At 48.3% G+C, this 16,432-nt stretch carries 17 protein-coding genes and 2 pseudogenes; 9 read left to right on the plus strand and 10 right to left on the minus strand.

The window, feature by feature from the left end:
• Positions 1-5 precede the first annotated feature (5 nt).
• The 5 genes from A1359_RS13455 to glgB form a co-directional block, all read right to left on the minus strand.
• Positions 6-683, minus strand: a complete 678-nt coding sequence (locus tag A1359_RS13455) for a hypothetical protein (protein WP_066983830.1) — start codon at positions 681-683, stop codon at positions 6-8.
• The gene (locus tag A1359_RS13460) at positions 673-1,473 is read right to left on the minus strand and encodes a 4Fe4S-binding leucine-rich repeat protein (protein ID WP_232322238.1); all 801 of its coding nucleotides are present in this window, start codon (positions 1,471-1,473) and stop codon (positions 673-675) included. Before A1359_RS13460 ends, A1359_RS13455 begins: the two co-directional genes overlap by 11 nt.
• On the minus strand, positions 1,446-2,000 hold the full coding sequence (locus tag A1359_RS13465; RefSeq protein WP_066983836.1) for a flavodoxin: 555 nt from the start codon (positions 1,998-2,000) through the stop codon (positions 1,446-1,448). The genes A1359_RS13460 and A1359_RS13465 overlap by 28 nt, the downstream gene beginning before the upstream one ends.
• 834 nt (positions 2,001-2,834) lie before the next feature.
• On the minus strand, positions 2,835-3,899 hold the full coding sequence (locus A1359_RS13470) for an OmpA family protein (protein WP_066983839.1): 1,065 nt from the start codon (positions 3,897-3,899) through the stop codon (positions 2,835-2,837).
• 759 nt (positions 3,900-4,658) lie between these two features.
• Positions 4,659-6,857 (minus strand): 1,4-alpha-glucan branching protein GlgB, encoded by a 2,199-nt coding sequence (gene glgB, locus A1359_RS13475; protein WP_066983842.1) that lies wholly within the window; start codon positions 6,855-6,857, stop codon positions 4,659-4,661.
• A gap of 262 nt (positions 6,858-7,119) precedes the next feature.
• On the opposite strand from glgB, the gene A1359_RS13480 reads away from it, so the two are divergent.
• The 4 genes from A1359_RS13480 to A1359_RS13495 all read left to right on the plus strand — a co-directional run bounded on the left by A1359_RS13480 (position 7,120) and on the right by A1359_RS13495 (position 8,196).
• Positions 7,120-7,338, plus strand: a complete 219-nt coding sequence (locus tag A1359_RS13480) for a hypothetical protein (protein ID WP_066983845.1) — start codon at positions 7,120-7,122, stop codon at positions 7,336-7,338.
• Positions 7,339-7,410: 72 nt separating this feature from the next.
• Complete coding sequence (locus A1359_RS13485; RefSeq protein ID WP_066983847.1) at positions 7,411-7,674, plus strand: DUF2024 family protein; 264 nt, start codon at positions 7,411-7,413, stop codon at positions 7,672-7,674.
• Positions 7,675-7,681: 7 nt separating this feature from the next.
• Positions 7,682-7,876, plus strand: a complete 195-nt coding sequence (locus A1359_RS13490; RefSeq protein ID WP_066983850.1) for a hypothetical protein — start codon at positions 7,682-7,684, stop codon at positions 7,874-7,876.
• A 29-nt stretch (positions 7,877-7,905) separates the two neighbouring features.
• A complete protein-coding gene (locus A1359_RS13495; protein WP_066983853.1) occupies positions 7,906-8,196 on the plus strand; it encodes a hypothetical protein in 291 nt (96 codons plus the stop codon).
• Here A1359_RS13495 and A1359_RS23555 read toward each other — a convergent pair.
• The 4 genes and pseudogenes from A1359_RS23555 to A1359_RS13515 form a co-directional block, all read right to left on the minus strand.
• Positions 8,165-8,505 (minus strand): annotated as a pseudogene (locus tag A1359_RS23555) (DUF1348 family protein). The gene A1359_RS13495 and the pseudogene A1359_RS23555 overlap by 32 nt on opposite strands.
• An 87-nt stretch (positions 8,506-8,592) precedes the next feature.
• Entirely contained in the window at positions 8,593-9,207 is a 615-nt protein-coding gene (locus A1359_RS13505) for a glutathione S-transferase family protein (protein WP_066983856.1), read from the minus strand.
• A 15-nt stretch (positions 9,208-9,222) separates the two neighbouring features.
• Positions 9,223-10,509 (minus strand): pyridoxamine 5'-phosphate oxidase family protein, encoded by a 1,287-nt coding sequence (locus tag A1359_RS13510; RefSeq protein WP_066983859.1) that lies wholly within the window; start codon positions 10,507-10,509, stop codon positions 9,223-9,225.
• 148 nt (positions 10,510-10,657) lie between these two features.
• Positions 10,658-11,203 (minus strand): carboxymuconolactone decarboxylase family protein, encoded by a 546-nt coding sequence (locus A1359_RS13515; RefSeq protein ID WP_066983862.1) that lies wholly within the window; start codon positions 11,201-11,203, stop codon positions 10,658-10,660.
• Between the two features lie 135 nt (positions 11,204-11,338).
• On the opposite strand from A1359_RS13515, the gene A1359_RS13520 reads away from it, so the two are divergent.
• The 3 genes and pseudogenes from A1359_RS13520 to A1359_RS13525 all read left to right on the plus strand — a co-directional run bounded on the left by A1359_RS13520 (position 11,339) and on the right by A1359_RS13525 (position 13,782).
• Positions 11,339-12,238: a LysR family transcriptional regulator gene (locus A1359_RS13520; RefSeq protein ID WP_066983864.1), complete on the plus strand. Its 900-nt coding sequence runs from the start codon at positions 11,339-11,341 to the stop codon at positions 12,236-12,238.
• A 56-nt stretch (positions 12,239-12,294) separates the two neighbouring features.
• The gene (locus tag A1359_RS22830) at positions 12,295-12,468 is read left to right on the plus strand and encodes a hypothetical protein (protein WP_198159359.1); all 174 of its coding nucleotides are present in this window, start codon (positions 12,295-12,297) and stop codon (positions 12,466-12,468) included.
• A gap of 252 nt (positions 12,469-12,720) precedes the next feature.
• Positions 12,721-13,782: pseudogene (locus tag A1359_RS13525) on the plus strand (IS701 family transposase).
• Positions 13,783-14,007: 225 nt separating this feature from the next.
• On the opposite strand, the gene A1359_RS13530 reads toward A1359_RS13525, so the two are convergent.
• The gene (locus A1359_RS13530; protein ID WP_232322240.1) at positions 14,008-14,400 is read right to left on the minus strand and encodes a PIN domain-containing protein; all 393 of its coding nucleotides are present in this window, start codon (positions 14,398-14,400) and stop codon (positions 14,008-14,010) included.
• A 363-nt stretch (positions 14,401-14,763) separates the two neighbouring features.
• Here A1359_RS13530 and A1359_RS13535 point away from each other — a divergent pair, with 363 nt between their 5' ends.
• Positions 14,764-15,003, plus strand: coding sequence for a helix-turn-helix transcriptional regulator (locus tag A1359_RS13535; RefSeq protein WP_066983868.1), 240 nt, complete (start codon positions 14,764-14,766; stop codon positions 15,001-15,003).
• The gene (locus A1359_RS13540; protein WP_066983871.1) at positions 15,000-16,265 is read left to right on the plus strand and encodes a type II toxin-antitoxin system HipA family toxin; all 1,266 of its coding nucleotides are present in this window, start codon (positions 15,000-15,002) and stop codon (positions 16,263-16,265) included. The genes A1359_RS13535 and A1359_RS13540 overlap by 4 nt, the downstream gene beginning before the upstream one ends.
• Positions 16,266-16,432: the final 167 nt, after the last annotated feature.

Below are 16,432 nucleotides of genomic sequence, written 5' to 3' on the forward strand. Positions count from 1 at the left end.
ATGATCTATACCAACGAGGGTCTGTTGATTAAGGATAAGTGGCCGATGCCTGCCTGATATAACTTATCAGCCAAGTCCAGCCGGCCGGCCTGTCCTTTTCCGCGCAGATACGACAATTCAGCTTGGGTCAACAGCGTCGTTGCGATCATTTTAATCGCGCCGCCCGGCATCGATAAAGTTGCGGGTTGATCTCTGGGTATACTGAGCAAAGCGCCCACCCGGCCACGGCCATCTTTGATATGGTCGATATTGAACTCCAGCGATAACAATTCGCCCCTGAGTAGTTTTTCCGCTAGTGTTGAATAGCCGGCCAGGGTATGACTGACTTCCGCCAATAACGGGAACAGCCAGCTATCGGCCAGCGTGTGTAGTGCTGCGTCAACGGCAATGCCAGCATCAGGCGTCTCGATAAAGACTTCTATCCCCAGGCCGGTTTCCGGTTTGTCGCGCTCTACCCAGGGATCGGATAAACCATCAGAGATGATGCAAGCATTTTCGCCGTGACGTGCGGCAAGCCAGGCTGCGCCGGCTGGCCATTCAGGACCATCGCTCATTGGCCCCATCAATGAAGTCAGCGCGGCAATCTCTGAATCAAGCAATGTTTTAATGGCTTCGTGTCTGGCCTGGGTGGCCAAATTTAAACGATCGGCATAGCTCAGGCCGACAATGTACTCAGTGTTCATGACTTTCCGCCATCAAGATTAGGGTAGGCAAGCGTTGTTCAACAGTCAGCCGCACTTCTGCATCCGTATCGTCCAGCATGTCTAGCAATAAGTCGGCTTTGGCACGTAATGCCACTTCGTAACGTACCGTCCAATCGCTATCTTTGCTCATCATGGCCAGGTCGTCGACATCCATGCGTTGTACCACGATACGGCGGATTTCCACCTCGCTGTCATGCGCCATCAAACCCAGGCTGACGCGTGGAATGCGGGTGGCTACAATGCGCCGCACTTCGCTATCTGGGTCGGCCACCAACCGAAATAAGCGGCCTTGCGGCAGGCGTCGGGCAACATAGACACGAACCAAGTAATCCGGGTCGGCGGCCATTGATTCCAGTTCTGGTTCCGGTAGTCGATCAGCCACGGTAATCCTGACTTCCCGATCACTATCGTTGCTCAGTAGCGTTAACCAGTCCAGCGGCACTCGATAGGCTAATACCCGGCGTACGGCCTCGTCCGGATCGGTTAACAGAGGCTGTAGTTTATTGGTCGGCAGATAGCGCGCGGCAATGGCGCGACGCTCCCAAAACGAGTCTTGGGTGAAATCAGCCGCCAAGCCGGGATGCACTTTAAAGAACCGATCGATCTGCCGACCGCTATTAGCCGACACGCAACAGTCACCCGGTTTGCAACCTGCATCCAGTAATAGACTGTCACGAAACTGGCAGGCGCTGCAATCGGCCACTGGCGTTAGATCGAGTTCATTGTCAGCGGGCAACATGGCTAGGCCGCCTTGGCTGGTGCGGGACATAATTGCGGAGTAACCTGCTGCAACCAGGTATTAATACGCTCATCACTTAGATGCGGCTGACCGCGCTGGTCCAGCACCAAGCCAACAAAACGGTTATCGATAATGGCATCCGAGTGCTCAAACTGATAACCCTCTGTGCTCCAGGAGCCAACGAGTTGGGCGTCGTAGCCATAAAATACTCGATACAACTGGATTAGTGAGCTGGCAAAGCGGGAAGCATAGCGTTCCTGATGTCCCAAGCCGAACAGTGCAATTCGTTTGCCGGATAGGTCAACGCCATCCAGATAGGGCACAAATTCCGCCCAATTGGCTTCCTGACAACCCACGGCAAGACCGGGTAAATCGCCTACGCCATAACTTGGCGTACCCAGTATCAAGGCATCGTATTGCAATAGTTCTTCGGGGCGGGTGCGGTTGATGTTTTTGGGCTTGTCTGCCAGTTCCGTGCCCAAGGCAGCGTAAATCTTTTTGGCCACCAAGCGGGTGCTGCCGGTATCGGTGCCAAAAAAAATGCCAATTTTGCTCATAATTCACCTGTCATGTTCATTGCAAGATGAGGCTCAGTAGCCTTAATAGTAGATAAGCAAAAATCAGTCCAGATTAATCAAAAATTAATGGTCTATCTATCAATTGCTTAGGTGTTGTATTTGGCTTCAAGCAACACTTTGTTGCAAACGCATCAAAGAATTTGACTATTTGCGTGATATTTTCGACAACTTCTCAAGGGATTAAATCGGTGTCATCAATTTTTGATAAGGATTTCGCCAAATTTAACTTCCGCTTATGGTTCCCATACTTTGCGTGGGAGCTCTATCGAGGACGCTTCAGCGTCCCGAACCGCAGAGCGGATCAAGTTGCATTCCCACGCGAAGCGTCACTGCCATTAAGTTAAGGAAGAACAATCCCTTCTCCCTCCGGGAGAAGGTTAGGATGAGGGGATTAAATAAAGCTTTTTTGCCTTATTATAAATCTCCTCTCCCCAACCCTCTCCAGCAGGAGAGGGAGCTTTTTCTTAACTTAATGGCAGTGACGCGAAGCGTAGGAACGATGCGCTTGGGTATCGGGAAGATATTTCCAACCATATCCTAAGTGCGCATCCGTCAAAAAATCTAGCCTGCTGATGTTTTGCCTATGATCAAGCAGGTAGGCGCTGGTTAAAAGTCAACCGCTAGCCGACAGGCTTGAATGCCAGAAAAAGTTGGGTCTGGGGGCTTATTGCGGCAGCATGCCTGCAAGCGTTCGATAGCTAGAAATAAAAAGATTTCTAAAAAGGTCGTGAAACTAATTGATCAAAAAAAACCCGCCATTTGGCGGGTTTTTAATTGATCAGAAAATGTTTACACCCTTAATCGGGTCAACCATTAACGATTCAAAGGTTCTTGCAGTTGACCATTAACTTCCAACTGTACGCGACGGTTGTTCGCGCGACCTTCTTCAGTTTCATTGGTGTCAATCGGTCTATCCCAGCTATAACCTTTCGAGGTGATATTAGGAGAATGACTACCATTGGTCAGATATTTCTGTACAGCCAATGCGCGGCGTTCTGATAAAGCCAGATTGTGTTTATAGGTACCGGTTTTGCTGGTATGACCTTGTACTTCAAATGCTGTATTAGGAAACTTTTTAATGGTTTCTGCAGCATGGTCTAGCTTGTGGAAATATTGTGGTTTGATGATGTCTTTGTCATTATCAAACAAGACTTCCAGAATCCAGCAGCCATGTACACTGACCTCAACACCTGGCAGAGTACCTGGACATTTATCGTTGCAGTTGTTGACGCCATCTTTGTCAGTATCAAGGGTTGAGCAATCTGCAACAACTGGTGCTGGTGCTGGTGGAGGTGGCGCTTTGGCAACCACGGGCGCAGCCGGTTTTGGTCCAATGGGTATTACGAAGCCGAGGTTGACAGTCATGTCATTAAATTCACTATCACCAGCCGTTGCCATGTTGGCACTAAAGTTGTTGTTATAGCGATAACGCACATCACTGCGAATCAGGAAATTATCGTGCAATTCATAAGTAACACCCGCGCCTACTTCACCAATAAATCCGGCAGCACTACGACCACCGTGGTTGGTGTTCATGCCACCCAAACCGACAACCGCATAGGGCGAGAAGGTGTCACGAAAGAAGTAATATTGGGTGTCGACCATGCCACCCATCATTTCCCAGCTGCTAGGATCTTGATCGCCGCTCAGGCCTTGCCAGAAACCTTTCAGTTCGATGTTAAGATGTTCATTCAGGATTTTCCCAAAACCCATGCCACCGCCCCAACCATTATTAGAGCTTCTATCTCCAGCAGGTTGTACGAAGCTGCCAAATGGCGCTACATAAAATCGGTCATCCCGAAACTCTTCAGCCTGTGCGGTTGCCATGACGCCCAGGGTTGATAATGCGGCAAAAGCCAACAATCCTTTTTTTAACATAAATAATCTCTCCGTTTAGTACGATATTAAAAAACTGCGATATCTAAAATTTTAATCTAACTCCTAAAGCAAGCAAGAGTTATGAAGGTAATTAGATTCAGCCAAGTCTTTGCGCATAAAATTGCTACCGTGCCATTGTATCATTATAAATCTACGGTAGTATTAAATAAGCCACACACAGTTGCATAAAAGATACAGGCTTATTGTATGGTCAGGTTTAATTTTCCATCATATGCTTTAAACCAGCGGATTTAGTCGGTCGGCACTAACTGCGATAATGATTATCAAGGAGGTGATGTATGGTTCGTCGATAGAGCCGAATACTAAAGTATTTGCATTGCTGTCAACCTTGTAACCAAACGCCCGTATCGGTCAGTTTACGCCACGGCAGACTAAAACTGCGGCGAGAATAGACAACTTCCAGCTCCCCTCATTCGATAGGCAGCTTGGGCTTATTGCAAATCAATATTGATCGGTTATCTACACATATCCATGACTTGTCAGGCGAGAGGGTCCGAACCACCCAAAAATTATATTCGGAATACGCTGCTACTTCAAAAGGCGTAACCAATCAACAAAGACATATCCTTAGCCGTTGGCGATTATCTGCGTAGTCAACAATTAATCAGCTATCAAGAAACCATATATGTTTGCTTTCGTGTGTCGTCATTTTATGAGTTACCCCTGACACGGCTCACTTGGGCTAATGATGCACAAATTAGTTGTATCATTAGCCTCAGAGAGTGTTATGCGCGTTTTTTAAACGGGTAATAGGGTATTTTCTTTAACCTGGAGAACGATCCCAGCCAAAGGCGGCAATGTCAGACTGATAGAGTGGGGTAAATTCATCCAGGGTATAGGGTCGGAGGCGAGGGTACCGTTAACGACTTGACTGCCATCGTAGTTGCCGGCATCCGAATTAAAGATTTCTGTATACTCGCCGGCTTTAGGAACGCCAATCCGATAATGCTCTCTGACCATCGGGGTAAAGTTCAGTAGAATGATGAGGTCCTGCTGCTCATCTTTGCGGCGGTAACTGATCACAGACTGCTCTGCATCATGGCAATCAATCCACTCAAAACCTTGATGATCAAAGTCTTGTTTATATAAAGCAGGCTGCTGACGATAGAGGCGGTTTAAATCCCCGACCAAGGTTTGCAGACCTTTATGATGCGGGTAGTCCAATACATACCAGTCCAGTGTTTGAGTAGAGTCCCACTGCGTACCTTGGCCAAACTCGCAGCCCATAAACAATAATTTTTTGCCGGGATAGGTAAACATCATGGTATACAGCAAGCGCAGATTGGCAAAACGTTGCCATTCATCGCCCGGCATTTTGCTGAGGAGTGAGCCTTTGCCATGCACCACTTCATCGTGGGAAAAGGGCAGGGTGAAATTCTCGGTAAACGCGTACAACATACCGAAGGTCAGTTGACTGTGATGATAGCGTCTGTGAACAGGATCCTCTTTCATGTATTCAAGAATATCGTTCATCCAACCCATATTCCATTTCATGGAAAAGCCTAAGCCACCCACCCAGGTTGGTCTGGTTACCCCAGGCCAGGCAGTCGATTCTTCGGCCATCATCACCGTACCCGGATGCTGTTGATGGGTCACCGTATTCAGCTCGCGGAAAAAATCAATGGCTTCAAGATTTTCATTGCCGCCGTATTGATTCGGCGTCCAGTCATTGTCTTCGCGGGAATAGTCCAGATAGAGCATGGAGGCCACAGCATCCACTCTGAGACCATCAAGATGGAACTCTTCCAGCCAGAAAATCGCACTGGAGAGTAAAAAGTTTTTAACTTCGTTGCGGCCGTAATTGAAGATTAAAGTACCCCAGTCGCGGTGTTCGCCCTTGCGGGGATCTTCGTGTTCGTAAAGCGCGGTACCGTCAAAGCGCGCCAAGGCAAATTCGTCTTTCGGGAAATGCGCGGGCACCCAGTCCAGAATCACCCCAATATTATTTTGGTGGCAGGTGTCCATAAAATAGCGAAAATCATCCGGTGACCCGAAACGACTGGTCGGTGCAAAGTAGCCAGTAGTCTGATAACCCCAAGAGGCATCCAGCGGATGTTCAGTCACTGGCATTAACTCAATATGGGTAAAGCCCAGCGATTTTACATACTGAACCATAGTATCGGCCTGGGCACGATAGTTTAAAAAGTTCCCCTGATGATCGTGTTTCCAGGACCCTAAATGCACCTCATAAATCGACATGGGCTCATGCAACCAATCACTTTTTGCCCGGTTGTCCAGCCAGACTTGGTCTTGCCATTGATAGGTATTCTTGGGTACAACAATGGATGAGGTGTTGGGACGCAACTCAAACTGTTGCCCATACGGATCGGTTTTAACTACGACTTGCTGACTTTCTCGGTTCAATATCTCAAACTTATACAAACAGCCCGCATCCTGTCCAGGCATAAACAGTTCCCAAATACCGCTACCGCCTAAACTACGCATCGGATGGCAACGGCCATCCCAGCGATTGAAGTCGCCAACAACACTGACTCGGCCTGCATTGGGTGCCCAGACCGTGAAGAGAACCCCATCCACCTGATCGACCGAGTGCAGGTGAGCGCCCATTTTTCTGTACGCATGCCAATGCTTACCCTCAGCAAACAGTTGACGGTCGAATTCGGGTAGTTGGACGCCGAAATCGTAGGGATCGTAATTCAGGTGATTAGCCCCGTCTTTATCGACCCAGGCCAGTTGATAATGTGTTGGTAATTCGTTGGGTTTGGCGATGTATTCGAAGAAATCTGTCCCAGGGATTCGAGGAATAGTTTGGCCGCTGTCGGCAAAACTCACAGATTCTGCATAGGGTAAATAGAGCTTAACTTTGATTTGTTTGCCGTAGGGTTGACGACCCAAAATGCAAAAAGGATCATGATGATTTGCAGCTACGATTTTGAGTGCATCGGCATCAAGCATAGCGTTCGACGGATTTTCCATTTAAGTAGCCTCAACTGGGTGAATGAATAATGCTTCATGTTAGCAAACTATACGTCGACCTTTTAGTGATTCGATATCCATCATTTAATTTGCATCAATCTTAGATACTTGATTGCAATATCTGGTAGCAATTTTGCGACTAAATCTCTTGCGACTGAAAGCTTCCTACAATTTAAAAGTGACAGTATTGATCTAAAGGTTATAATAGAAGCGAATCACTACCAATTGGCGGTTTTGTTTTCAACGCCCTTGAGAGGTCATTATGCGAAACGCCTTCCTCACTTTAATATTGCTAGTTTTAAGTCTTCCAGCTTCTGCACAAGCACCCATGATTGTGGCTCATCGCCCTAGTCTTATCAAATCTTCATCCATACCGCTGGGTGATTTACCCGCGCAAACCGATGATTTAGCAACCACTTTGGCCGTCTGCTTATTTATCATCTGTGTGTATTTTTTGTACTGGTTGAAGCAAAAAGCATGAGATAGCCATTATTCAGCAGGGAATAATGAGCATAAATCCCAGATAAAATTTCAGCAACAAAAGGAGGAACGTATGGAAATTCATGTTTTCGATACTTATGTCACCGCTAGCGATGGCCATACTATGCACTTTGATGTGTTTACATCCGAAAATGACCTAAAAAAGGCCATTGGCTACGCCAAAAAATGGCTGGATTCCATTAATGAAACGGATGCGCAGGTCTCCAGTAACGAATGCCGCTTTTGTCACAGTCAGAATGCACCGACAAATGTCATTGACGATATCCGGCAGCATGGCTTCTACATCTACAAGATGGAAGGCTGCCCAGAGGCCTAGTGGGTTCATGGAGCGGGTGATTTACGATCATTTACCGGCAGTAGGCATTCTGGCTACTGCTGGTTTTATGAGGGGGGTATTTTGGGCCGAGCGACTGGAAAAAGCAGAAATTGCTTCCGCTTTGAGATTGAGCAATTCAAGCATTCTGGCTATTCATGACATTCTTCACGGATTATTGTCCGATAAATTGATACTGTTTTAGCCCATGCAAACGTATCGGAGCTAATTGTCATGTACACAGCTGCCATTGATGGAAATGTGCTAAACGGCCTATTCGATAACCAAAAAAAGCTAGACGATCTATTTGATTCGATCTTCGATGACGACAATTATTTTATCAGTAGCGCCTCGTCTTCATCCCCAACGGAAAAACGCTACTCTGCTGAACGCCAATACTCGCCCAGTTCAAGCCGGGTGACAGAAGCACTTTGGGAGATGAAGAATCGCTCCCCCTACTTTTTTATGTTGCCAATTACATTGGAAGTTGCGGTCATTTATTTTGTGGTTGCCAATCTATTCTGATGCGTTTGGGCTGGATTATCAGCCGATCAGCAAACAAGCACATATAGACAGTATTGCCATAGCTGCGGAACCATAGACCGGAAGCGTCATGCCATTCGTAGGCAAACCGCACCGCGATACGGTTTTCGGTAAAGGCCCATAATTCCTTGATTAACCGGTAATCCAGTTCATTGGCCCATTTGCGTTGCAAAAACTGCCGCACTTGTTCGCGGCATTCGGAAATTCAGCTCGATTGCGCCAAACTGTGTGTTCGGTATAGACCAGCGCGACGCGGTCCGGATCGCGGGAGTTCCAGGCGTCTTCGGCCATACGTACTTTTTGTGCCGCTGTTTCTGCGGTAAAGGACGGAACGGGGCTTTGATTTCTTCAGTCATGATGATGCTTCGTTATAAAAGGCTAATTGATTTGCACTTGCCACATGCCCGGCATAGCAACATAACCGGGCAAAGCACGGATGCGTTGGAACCAAGCGATGATATTGGTGTATTCGCCGATGGTGATGCCACCTTCCGGCGCTAGTGCCAAATAGGGATAGACGGCAATGTCGGCAATAGATACCGTGTCGCCGACCAGCCAATCCTGACTTTGCAGATGACGGTCGATAATTCCCAGTACTTTATCGGCGGTTTGTTGGGCTCTGGCGAGGTCAATGTCGCGGCCGAATTTATGGTGTACTCGCAACAAGGCCGGACCGTTGGCAATTTCGTTGGCGGCCGTCGATAGCCAGGCCGCAATTTGCGCTAAGTGATAGGCGTCATCAGGCCACCATGGTACGCCGCCGTAGCGTTTGGCCAGATAGACCAAAATGGCCTGGCTGTCACGGATGGTGAAACCGTTGTCATCCAGCACCGGTACCTGGCCGAACGGGTTGCGTTGCAAATACTCTGGGCTGTGCTGTTCGCCGCCGCCTAAATTGACGGGTTGGATTTGATAGGGCAATGCCAGCATATTTAATAATAAGCGGACTTTATGACAGTTTCCTGACAGCGTCATGTCGTGTAATGTGATCATGCTGTTCTCCCTTGGTTAAATAAAACTTTCAAATTGCACGCGTTCGTCGGCGATGCCAAGTTGGCGGGCAGTTTGGCGCACGTTTTCGATCAGGCGGGTTGGGCCGCAGATATAAATGACGCTATCGGCAGATAAGTTACCGAGTAGCGCCGATAGGTCCAGTCGGGTTGGGTTTTGCGTTTGGCTGAAATAAAATCGGCATTGATGAGGAAAATGCCGCCGCAAGTCATCGACAAACGCCATCTGTTGTGGTGTACGGCCGCTGTAATGCAGTTGAAAATCCGTACCACGCGCGGCCAATGCTTCGGCCATCGCTTTTATCGGAGTGATGCCGATGCCACCAGCGATCAATATCGCCGGTCGCTTGTCGTCGTGCAGTGGGAAATAATTATCCGGCGCATCGATGTTCAGGCGGGTGCCGATTTGCCAGCTATCATGCAATGCTGGCGAGCCACCTTCGCTGTCGTCTACCCGCAGCACCGCTATCCGATAGCAATCTAGATCGTCTGGTGCGTTAGTTAGCGAATAAGCACGGCTGGTAATGCTGCCGTCGGGCAGCGCGATCGGCACGCGAATATGCGCCCCGGCTCGATACGCTGGCAGCGGCTCGCCATCAGCGTGGCGGAATTCATAGGCGCGAATGCGCGGTGTCAACTGGCGAATTCCACTTATAATCAATGGCAATGCACCATTACCCAAAACACCGGACAGTTGCCGCGCGACTGCCGCCGACTGAGGTTGGCGAGCTTGATCCAGCAGTGCTTCTACTTCGTTCTGACTGTAGCGAGGTGTGATGTATTTCGGGCAATTCCAATCATAGGCTTCGACTTGAATGAGTATCCCGCGCTCGACCGGGGCGCGAAAGTCAGGTAACTCCAGTTTTGCTAGCAATGCCGACTCGCTACGTGCGTCCACCACACGCGCCCGACCCCAAATTTTCAGGCGCCGCCGTTGCGGATAGTCCATTAGGATCAAACTTACCCGGTCGTCGCCACGCAAATTGCCTACCGAAAGGTATTGGCGGTTGCCGCTGAAATCGGCATAACCCAGGGTCCGTTCATCCAATACTTTCAAGAATCCCATCGGCCCACCGCGATGTTGCACATAGGGCCAGCCGGTTTGACTTACCGTGGCTTGATAAAAGCTGTCGCGCTCGGCAATAAAGGTTTGTTCGGTGCTGTCTAGCATAACCTGTTCGGTTTCGCCGAGTTCCGTTGATCGGTACACAGCGCGACTACCCATTTCGGTTTGTACTGTTTGCACATCGGGTGTGAAACTGATTTTAGCAAAAGCGCGGGTCATAACCTTGCTCCTGATTAGGATTGAAACATTGACGTTAACTGTGACACGTCCGCTAGACGAGTTGAATAGTCGTTATCTGCAATACTTTATTCCATCCAACGCAAGAATCCGGGCCCAAGCGCGTCCTTAAAATGGGCCCGGTTCAGTTTTAGGCTGCCTGTTTTAGCGCCACCTTAGGAAAGTCGATATTGACTCGGCTGGCTTTGCCCAAGATATTGGTCAGCACATTCATGCCGACGTGGGTGATCACCTCGACGATGTCCGCCTCGCTGAAACCGGCGTCACTCATACTCTGCAATTCGGCGTTAGTCACCTCGCCTTTGTGCTCGACCAGGGCACGGGCGAATTTAACCGCCACCGCCGCTTTGGCGTCGTGGCTGGTGCCGGCCCGGTTGGCTTCGATTTCCGCGCCATTCAAACCGGCTTTGCGGCCGATGGCAGTATGGGCAGACAAACAGTATTCGCATTCGTTCTGCTGCGCCAGTGCCACGGCAATGCGCTCGCGGGTGGCGCTGTCCAGTGAGCCGTGGTTGGCAATGTGATGCAAACCGAGGAAGGCTTTCAAGGCATCCGGCGAGTTAGCGAATACTCGCAAGAAATTAGGCACCATGCCCAATTGGCTTTGGATAGCATCCAATAGGTTGCGTTGTTCGATGTTGGCGGTTTCGTTGCTAACGGTGGTAATGCGGCTCATGATAGTTCTCCAAAAATAAAAGGGTTTTTCATACGCCTGAGTGAAATTCAGCAGGCGGGTATAGTGTCCCTAATTGCATAAAAATAAAGAATATCTATAATTTCCAATTAACTATTCCGGAAATTGGAATTATCAATGGATAGACTGCATTTAATGAGCGTGTATGTGGCGGTAGTCGAGGCGGAAGGTTTTGCCGGTGGCGCGCGCAAATTGCATATGTCGCCACCCGCTGTGACGCGTGCAGTGGCAGCGCTTGAAGAGCGCTTGGGGGTTAAATTGCTGAACCGAACCACGCGTTACGTACGGATGACTGAAGCTGGCCAGAAATACTACGACGACGCCAAACACATCATCGCTTTGTCCGATGAAGCCGACGACGCAGTGTTAGGCATCAACGCCGCGCCGCGCGGTCAACTCACCATTACCGCCTCGGTTTTGTTCGGCAGGTTATATGTGATGTCGGGTATCGTCGAGTATTTGCGTCGCTATCCAGCGGTGGAAGTGAATGCACTGTTTGTCGACCGGGTGGTCAATATGCTAGAAGAAGGCGTGGACGTGGCGATTCGCATCGCCGAATTGCCCGACTCATCGTACCGGGCGCTACGTGTCGGCTCGGTGAGAAGGGTCTTGTGTGCATCGCCGGATTATTTGGACTCGCACGGCATTCCGCAAACGCCGGACGATTTGTTCAAGCATCGAATCATTCTGGCGCGCGGCTTGAATCCAAATAATGAAATGCGCTTTCTGCGCGACGGTCAGACGCAGACGGTCAAGATACAACCGATATTAAGCGTCACCGACAACGACTCGGCGGCCAGTGCAGTGATGGCAAGTCTTGGCATTACCCACTTGCTGTCCTATCAAATTGCCGAGCCGCTAAAGACTGGCAAACTGAAAATCGTGCTCGGCGAATTCGAAAGCCCACCGGTTCCAGTTCATATCCTACACCGCGAAGGGCGCCATTCTTCGGCCAAAATCCGTTCGTTCGTCGACTTGATGGCCGAGCGATTGCGGGCGGAGTTGGCGTTGAATTGACAAGCAATATTTAGCCCGACTTTTGCAATTGCGCAAGGGTTTGCAGAGGCACTGCAATGGCAGTTGGCAACAAAGCAGGATTAAACAACAAGCCAGAGTCGGGCCGCGAGATGCTGCCATACGTTCGCCCCAGTCAAAAACAAAAATGGAACAGTTCGCGGGTAGCTGCTACGGCATCGGATGAGGAGACTTTACGAGTGCTATGCACTGCCAAAAAAGTCGGTTGTTAGGAGGGGGGGATTAATCTTCAGATTGCGTCGATTAACGCAGGTCATTAACGCAACCATTTCGACTGCGGCGACGCCAGCCTGACTTGGTGTTTCTAAATGCAGCGACTTTCAAGCATGTTTCAGATGAAGATGGTGGCATGGAAAAAGCTATTTCAAATGGTTTGAAAAAATTGGTAGGACTTACGCATTGACGATCAAGCAAGCAATAAATATGTATTAGCAAGTACATTTAACAAAACCGATTCAGGGATGATAAGAAAACCTAGCCGCCCACCGACAGCGTGTTGCACCTTGCCAATGTATATGGGATTTTTGATGAGCGAACCGAAATCAAGCACCTGCACCCGTCTTTCCGAGGTGATGGACATTTCCCATGACAGCGTGAATCGTTTTCTGTTGCGGGAGAACTATGAAGGCCAAGATCTGTTCAATGAGGCAAAACGCCTATTGAATTTGGTGGGCGGGACGCTGAACGTAGATGACAGCACCTTAGACAAACCCTGCAGCCAACGCATGGAACTGGTTGGTCATTTCTAGTCTGGCAAGCATCATCGAGTGGTTAAAGGGCTAAATCTCATCACGTTATACTATTTATGCCCTTTAGGGTGCACCGACCCGCAAGGCCGCAGCCTACCCGTGAACTACCGTGTAAACGACAAGGCTGAAGGGAAAACCAAAAATGAATATTTTCTCGACATGTTGGCGGAGGTGCTGGTATGAGGATTACAACCGAAGTTTATGACAGGGGACAGTTGGTATTCCTGCGTGGATAACCTCAAGACGGTAAAAAATCACCGGATGGGGTTTATGTTTGCGGTGGAAAGCAACCGCCGGGTGTCGACGGAAAATGGCACATGGACTCAGGTACAAAAACTGTCAGTCCCCGAAGACGGCATGCTGGTTTGGTTGCGTGAGTTTGGCAACGTGAAGCCGTTTCGGACGCAGTTAAAAGACCAACTGCGCCATTACGTGGTGTTCCTGCCAGATACTGATGCTTATGATGCTTTCATGCAAGCCGATTTTCAGAATCTGCACGACCAGCATTGGCAGATCGAGCAATACCACCGCATGATCAAGCAGGTTTGCAACATCGAAAAGTTCCAAGTTCGTAGCAAAGTACCGATACTTAACCATATCTTTGCCGCATTATGTAGTTATGTTCATCTGCAGCGAATGCAATTTACTGAAATTATTCGCAATGCTTACCAATGGCAAAAAGCGTTGTATCAGGATGTGGTCGCCGCATTTGTCACCAGCTTCATGATCGGCAAGGAATATTTGAACCCACAATTTCAGACTTCCATCAATGCGTAAGTCCTATAATTGATACATGGAGTCATCATGCAATAGATTGTTACCATTCAATGCCACCCGAAATATTGCTCGGTCTTCATCTTACAATGACGATAATTTCGTCAATGGCATTTCGGTTTGCTTGATAAGCATGGTCAGCAATTGCTCGACATAATGAGCTTTTAACCTGATCAGTACCGTCGTCATGGATTTATTCCGTGGGAACGATTACCGGGGGAGTCAGCGTTAATCGAGCGGCGCGACGTGCAAAACGGCGGTCGTCAAAGCTATAAAAACATTGGCATTGGTTGCAGGCGGTATGATGAACAGCATCTGCAAAATCCAATCCTCCGGCTTGTAATGCCAAAGCTTGCGCAACCCGCGACATTCTTCGACATTGACATGGGTAAGCCCGAGCAAATGTTCAACCACGCGGCGAAAATCACTGGCTTCAAAGCGGTAAAACGTCCGCAACACCCATTCCAAATTCCAGAATAACTGTTCTGAACCCGTTAGTATGCGGTGGGCGATTGGGTGTTGTTTGGTTGCTTCGGGATCATTTGGATCATCGACATAAATCGAGCCAGTATATTGATGTCGACACCGATCATTTTGCATCCCGCATGGATTGAGCAACATCAAATTCTAACAATAATCGTTGAAGGTTGTGATAACTTTACATTGATATCAATTCGATTTGCTGTCGGTTAGTTGCCTATTCGAGAGGTCCTTTTCCAATGACTAGAAATTAGCAGTAGGAAGCTATTAATCCATCAATTGCTTTGGGTTAATATTTTAATCCGCAGTTATGCAGTTCTGATTTCATCCAATAAATCCGGGTGCCGATCCAAAACCTCCAACAATTTTACCAATCCCAAGGCAAAACATCAGAGCTCAAGACTATTGATCGAATAAAAATACCGTTCGGTAATATATTCTTGGCATAGTTATAATTGATCACATAGAATTACCGAGCGGGTATAAACTAACACAAGACAAACCATGACATCAAAAATGCAACCGTTCGGTAATATCACGTCAGCTAAGGACATAGGTCAAATCGTTGCTAACCATCGCAAAGCTCAATCACTTACCCAAGCAGAACTAGCCGGATTGGCTCAGACTGGTACACGCTTTATTAGCGATCTGGAAAACGGCAAAGGCACAGTACAATTCGACAAGGTCATGCTTATTTTGGATTTGTTGGGACTGGATGTTGTCATCAGGGACAGACTTTCATGAAGCGATTATGCGTGTATGCCAGCGATCAATTAGTCGGTTATCTGCATGAAAATGATGGTAACGGGTTAGCCTTTATTTATGCGTCAGATTGGTTGGCGCTGCCAAACGCCATCGCGCTTTCACCAGAACTACCGCTTAGTGCGGATTTATTTAGCGGTGAGGCCGTCAGCGCCTTTTTTGAAAATCTATTGCCGGAAGGTGATGTGCTGGACTTTATCAGTAAAGCCGCGCAGATTTCGGCCGGCAATGTCTTTGGATTATTGGAACGATTTGGCGGCGATACGGCGGGCGCTTTTTCGATACTACCTGAAGGATTACTGCCTAGCGATGAGCCGCATTATTTGCCGGTAACGCCGGAATCAATCAACCTATGGTTTGACCGCTCTCGAGGCATACCGCTGGATATATCAGGTGAACAAGCCCGCATGTCGCTGTCGGGTGCCCAGGATAAAATGACGGTGTTTATCGATCAATTGGGCAACGTCTCACTGCCGTTAGGTGCAGCCCCCTCAAGCCACATCATTAAACCATCCATTCAACATCGCCAAGATATTCCTCATACAGCTATCAATGAAGCTTTGGTTATGACGTTAGCCCAGAGGATTGGCATGGATGTCGCAAAGGTAGACTATTCGCTGGAATTGAACGCTATTGTCATCGCTCGTTATGATCGAACACTCGGTAAAGATGGTCGACTCAGTCGCCTTCATCAAAATGATCTGTGCCAAATATTGGGTATTCCATCGGGCAAAAAATACGAAGCGGAAGGCGGGCCTACTTTAAAAGCTTGTTTTGATGCAGTGTTGGCGCGCAGTGTTCAACCTGCTGTCGATAAAAAGCGTTTGATCGAATGGGTCATCTTCAATGTATTAGTTGGCAACATGGATGGTCATGCTAAGAACTTATCGCTGATGAGTAAAGGCACGCGCACCCAATTAGCACCGTTTTATGATTTGGTGTGCACGGCGGTTTATCCTCATTTGAGCCAAAAACTGGCATTTAAAATTGGTGGAGAAAACCGGCCACAATGGCTAATGAGTCGTCATTGGGATCGGTTCGCTGAGGATATTGTCGTCAAACCGAAATTTGTCCGTAAAGTGACGGGTGACATGATTCAACGTATAGAATTGGTATTACCGGCAGTTGCTGCCGAGCTCGGAGCAATAGTCGGAAAGCCGGATGAGCTGCACATGATTGGAAAGGTTTTAGACCACGTCAATTCATCCGTGGCTTTGATAAAATCTAGGCTGCAGTCTTCCTAGCCATTGGATATATGGCCTGTAAATTTAAGGCTGACTTAGTCAGTTGTGCAATCAACTGCTTCACTTTATCCGTATCATCTTACAGCCCAAGATTCACACTAGCCTTATAAAGATATGGCTCTCCCAGATTTCCCGTGGTAGCCACTATATATAGTATTTCTGGAAAT

Source organism: Methylomonas lenta (assembly GCF_001644015.1).
GTDB classification, from domain to species: Bacteria; Pseudomonadota; Gammaproteobacteria; order Methylococcales; family Methylomonadaceae; genus Methylomonas; species Methylomonas lenta.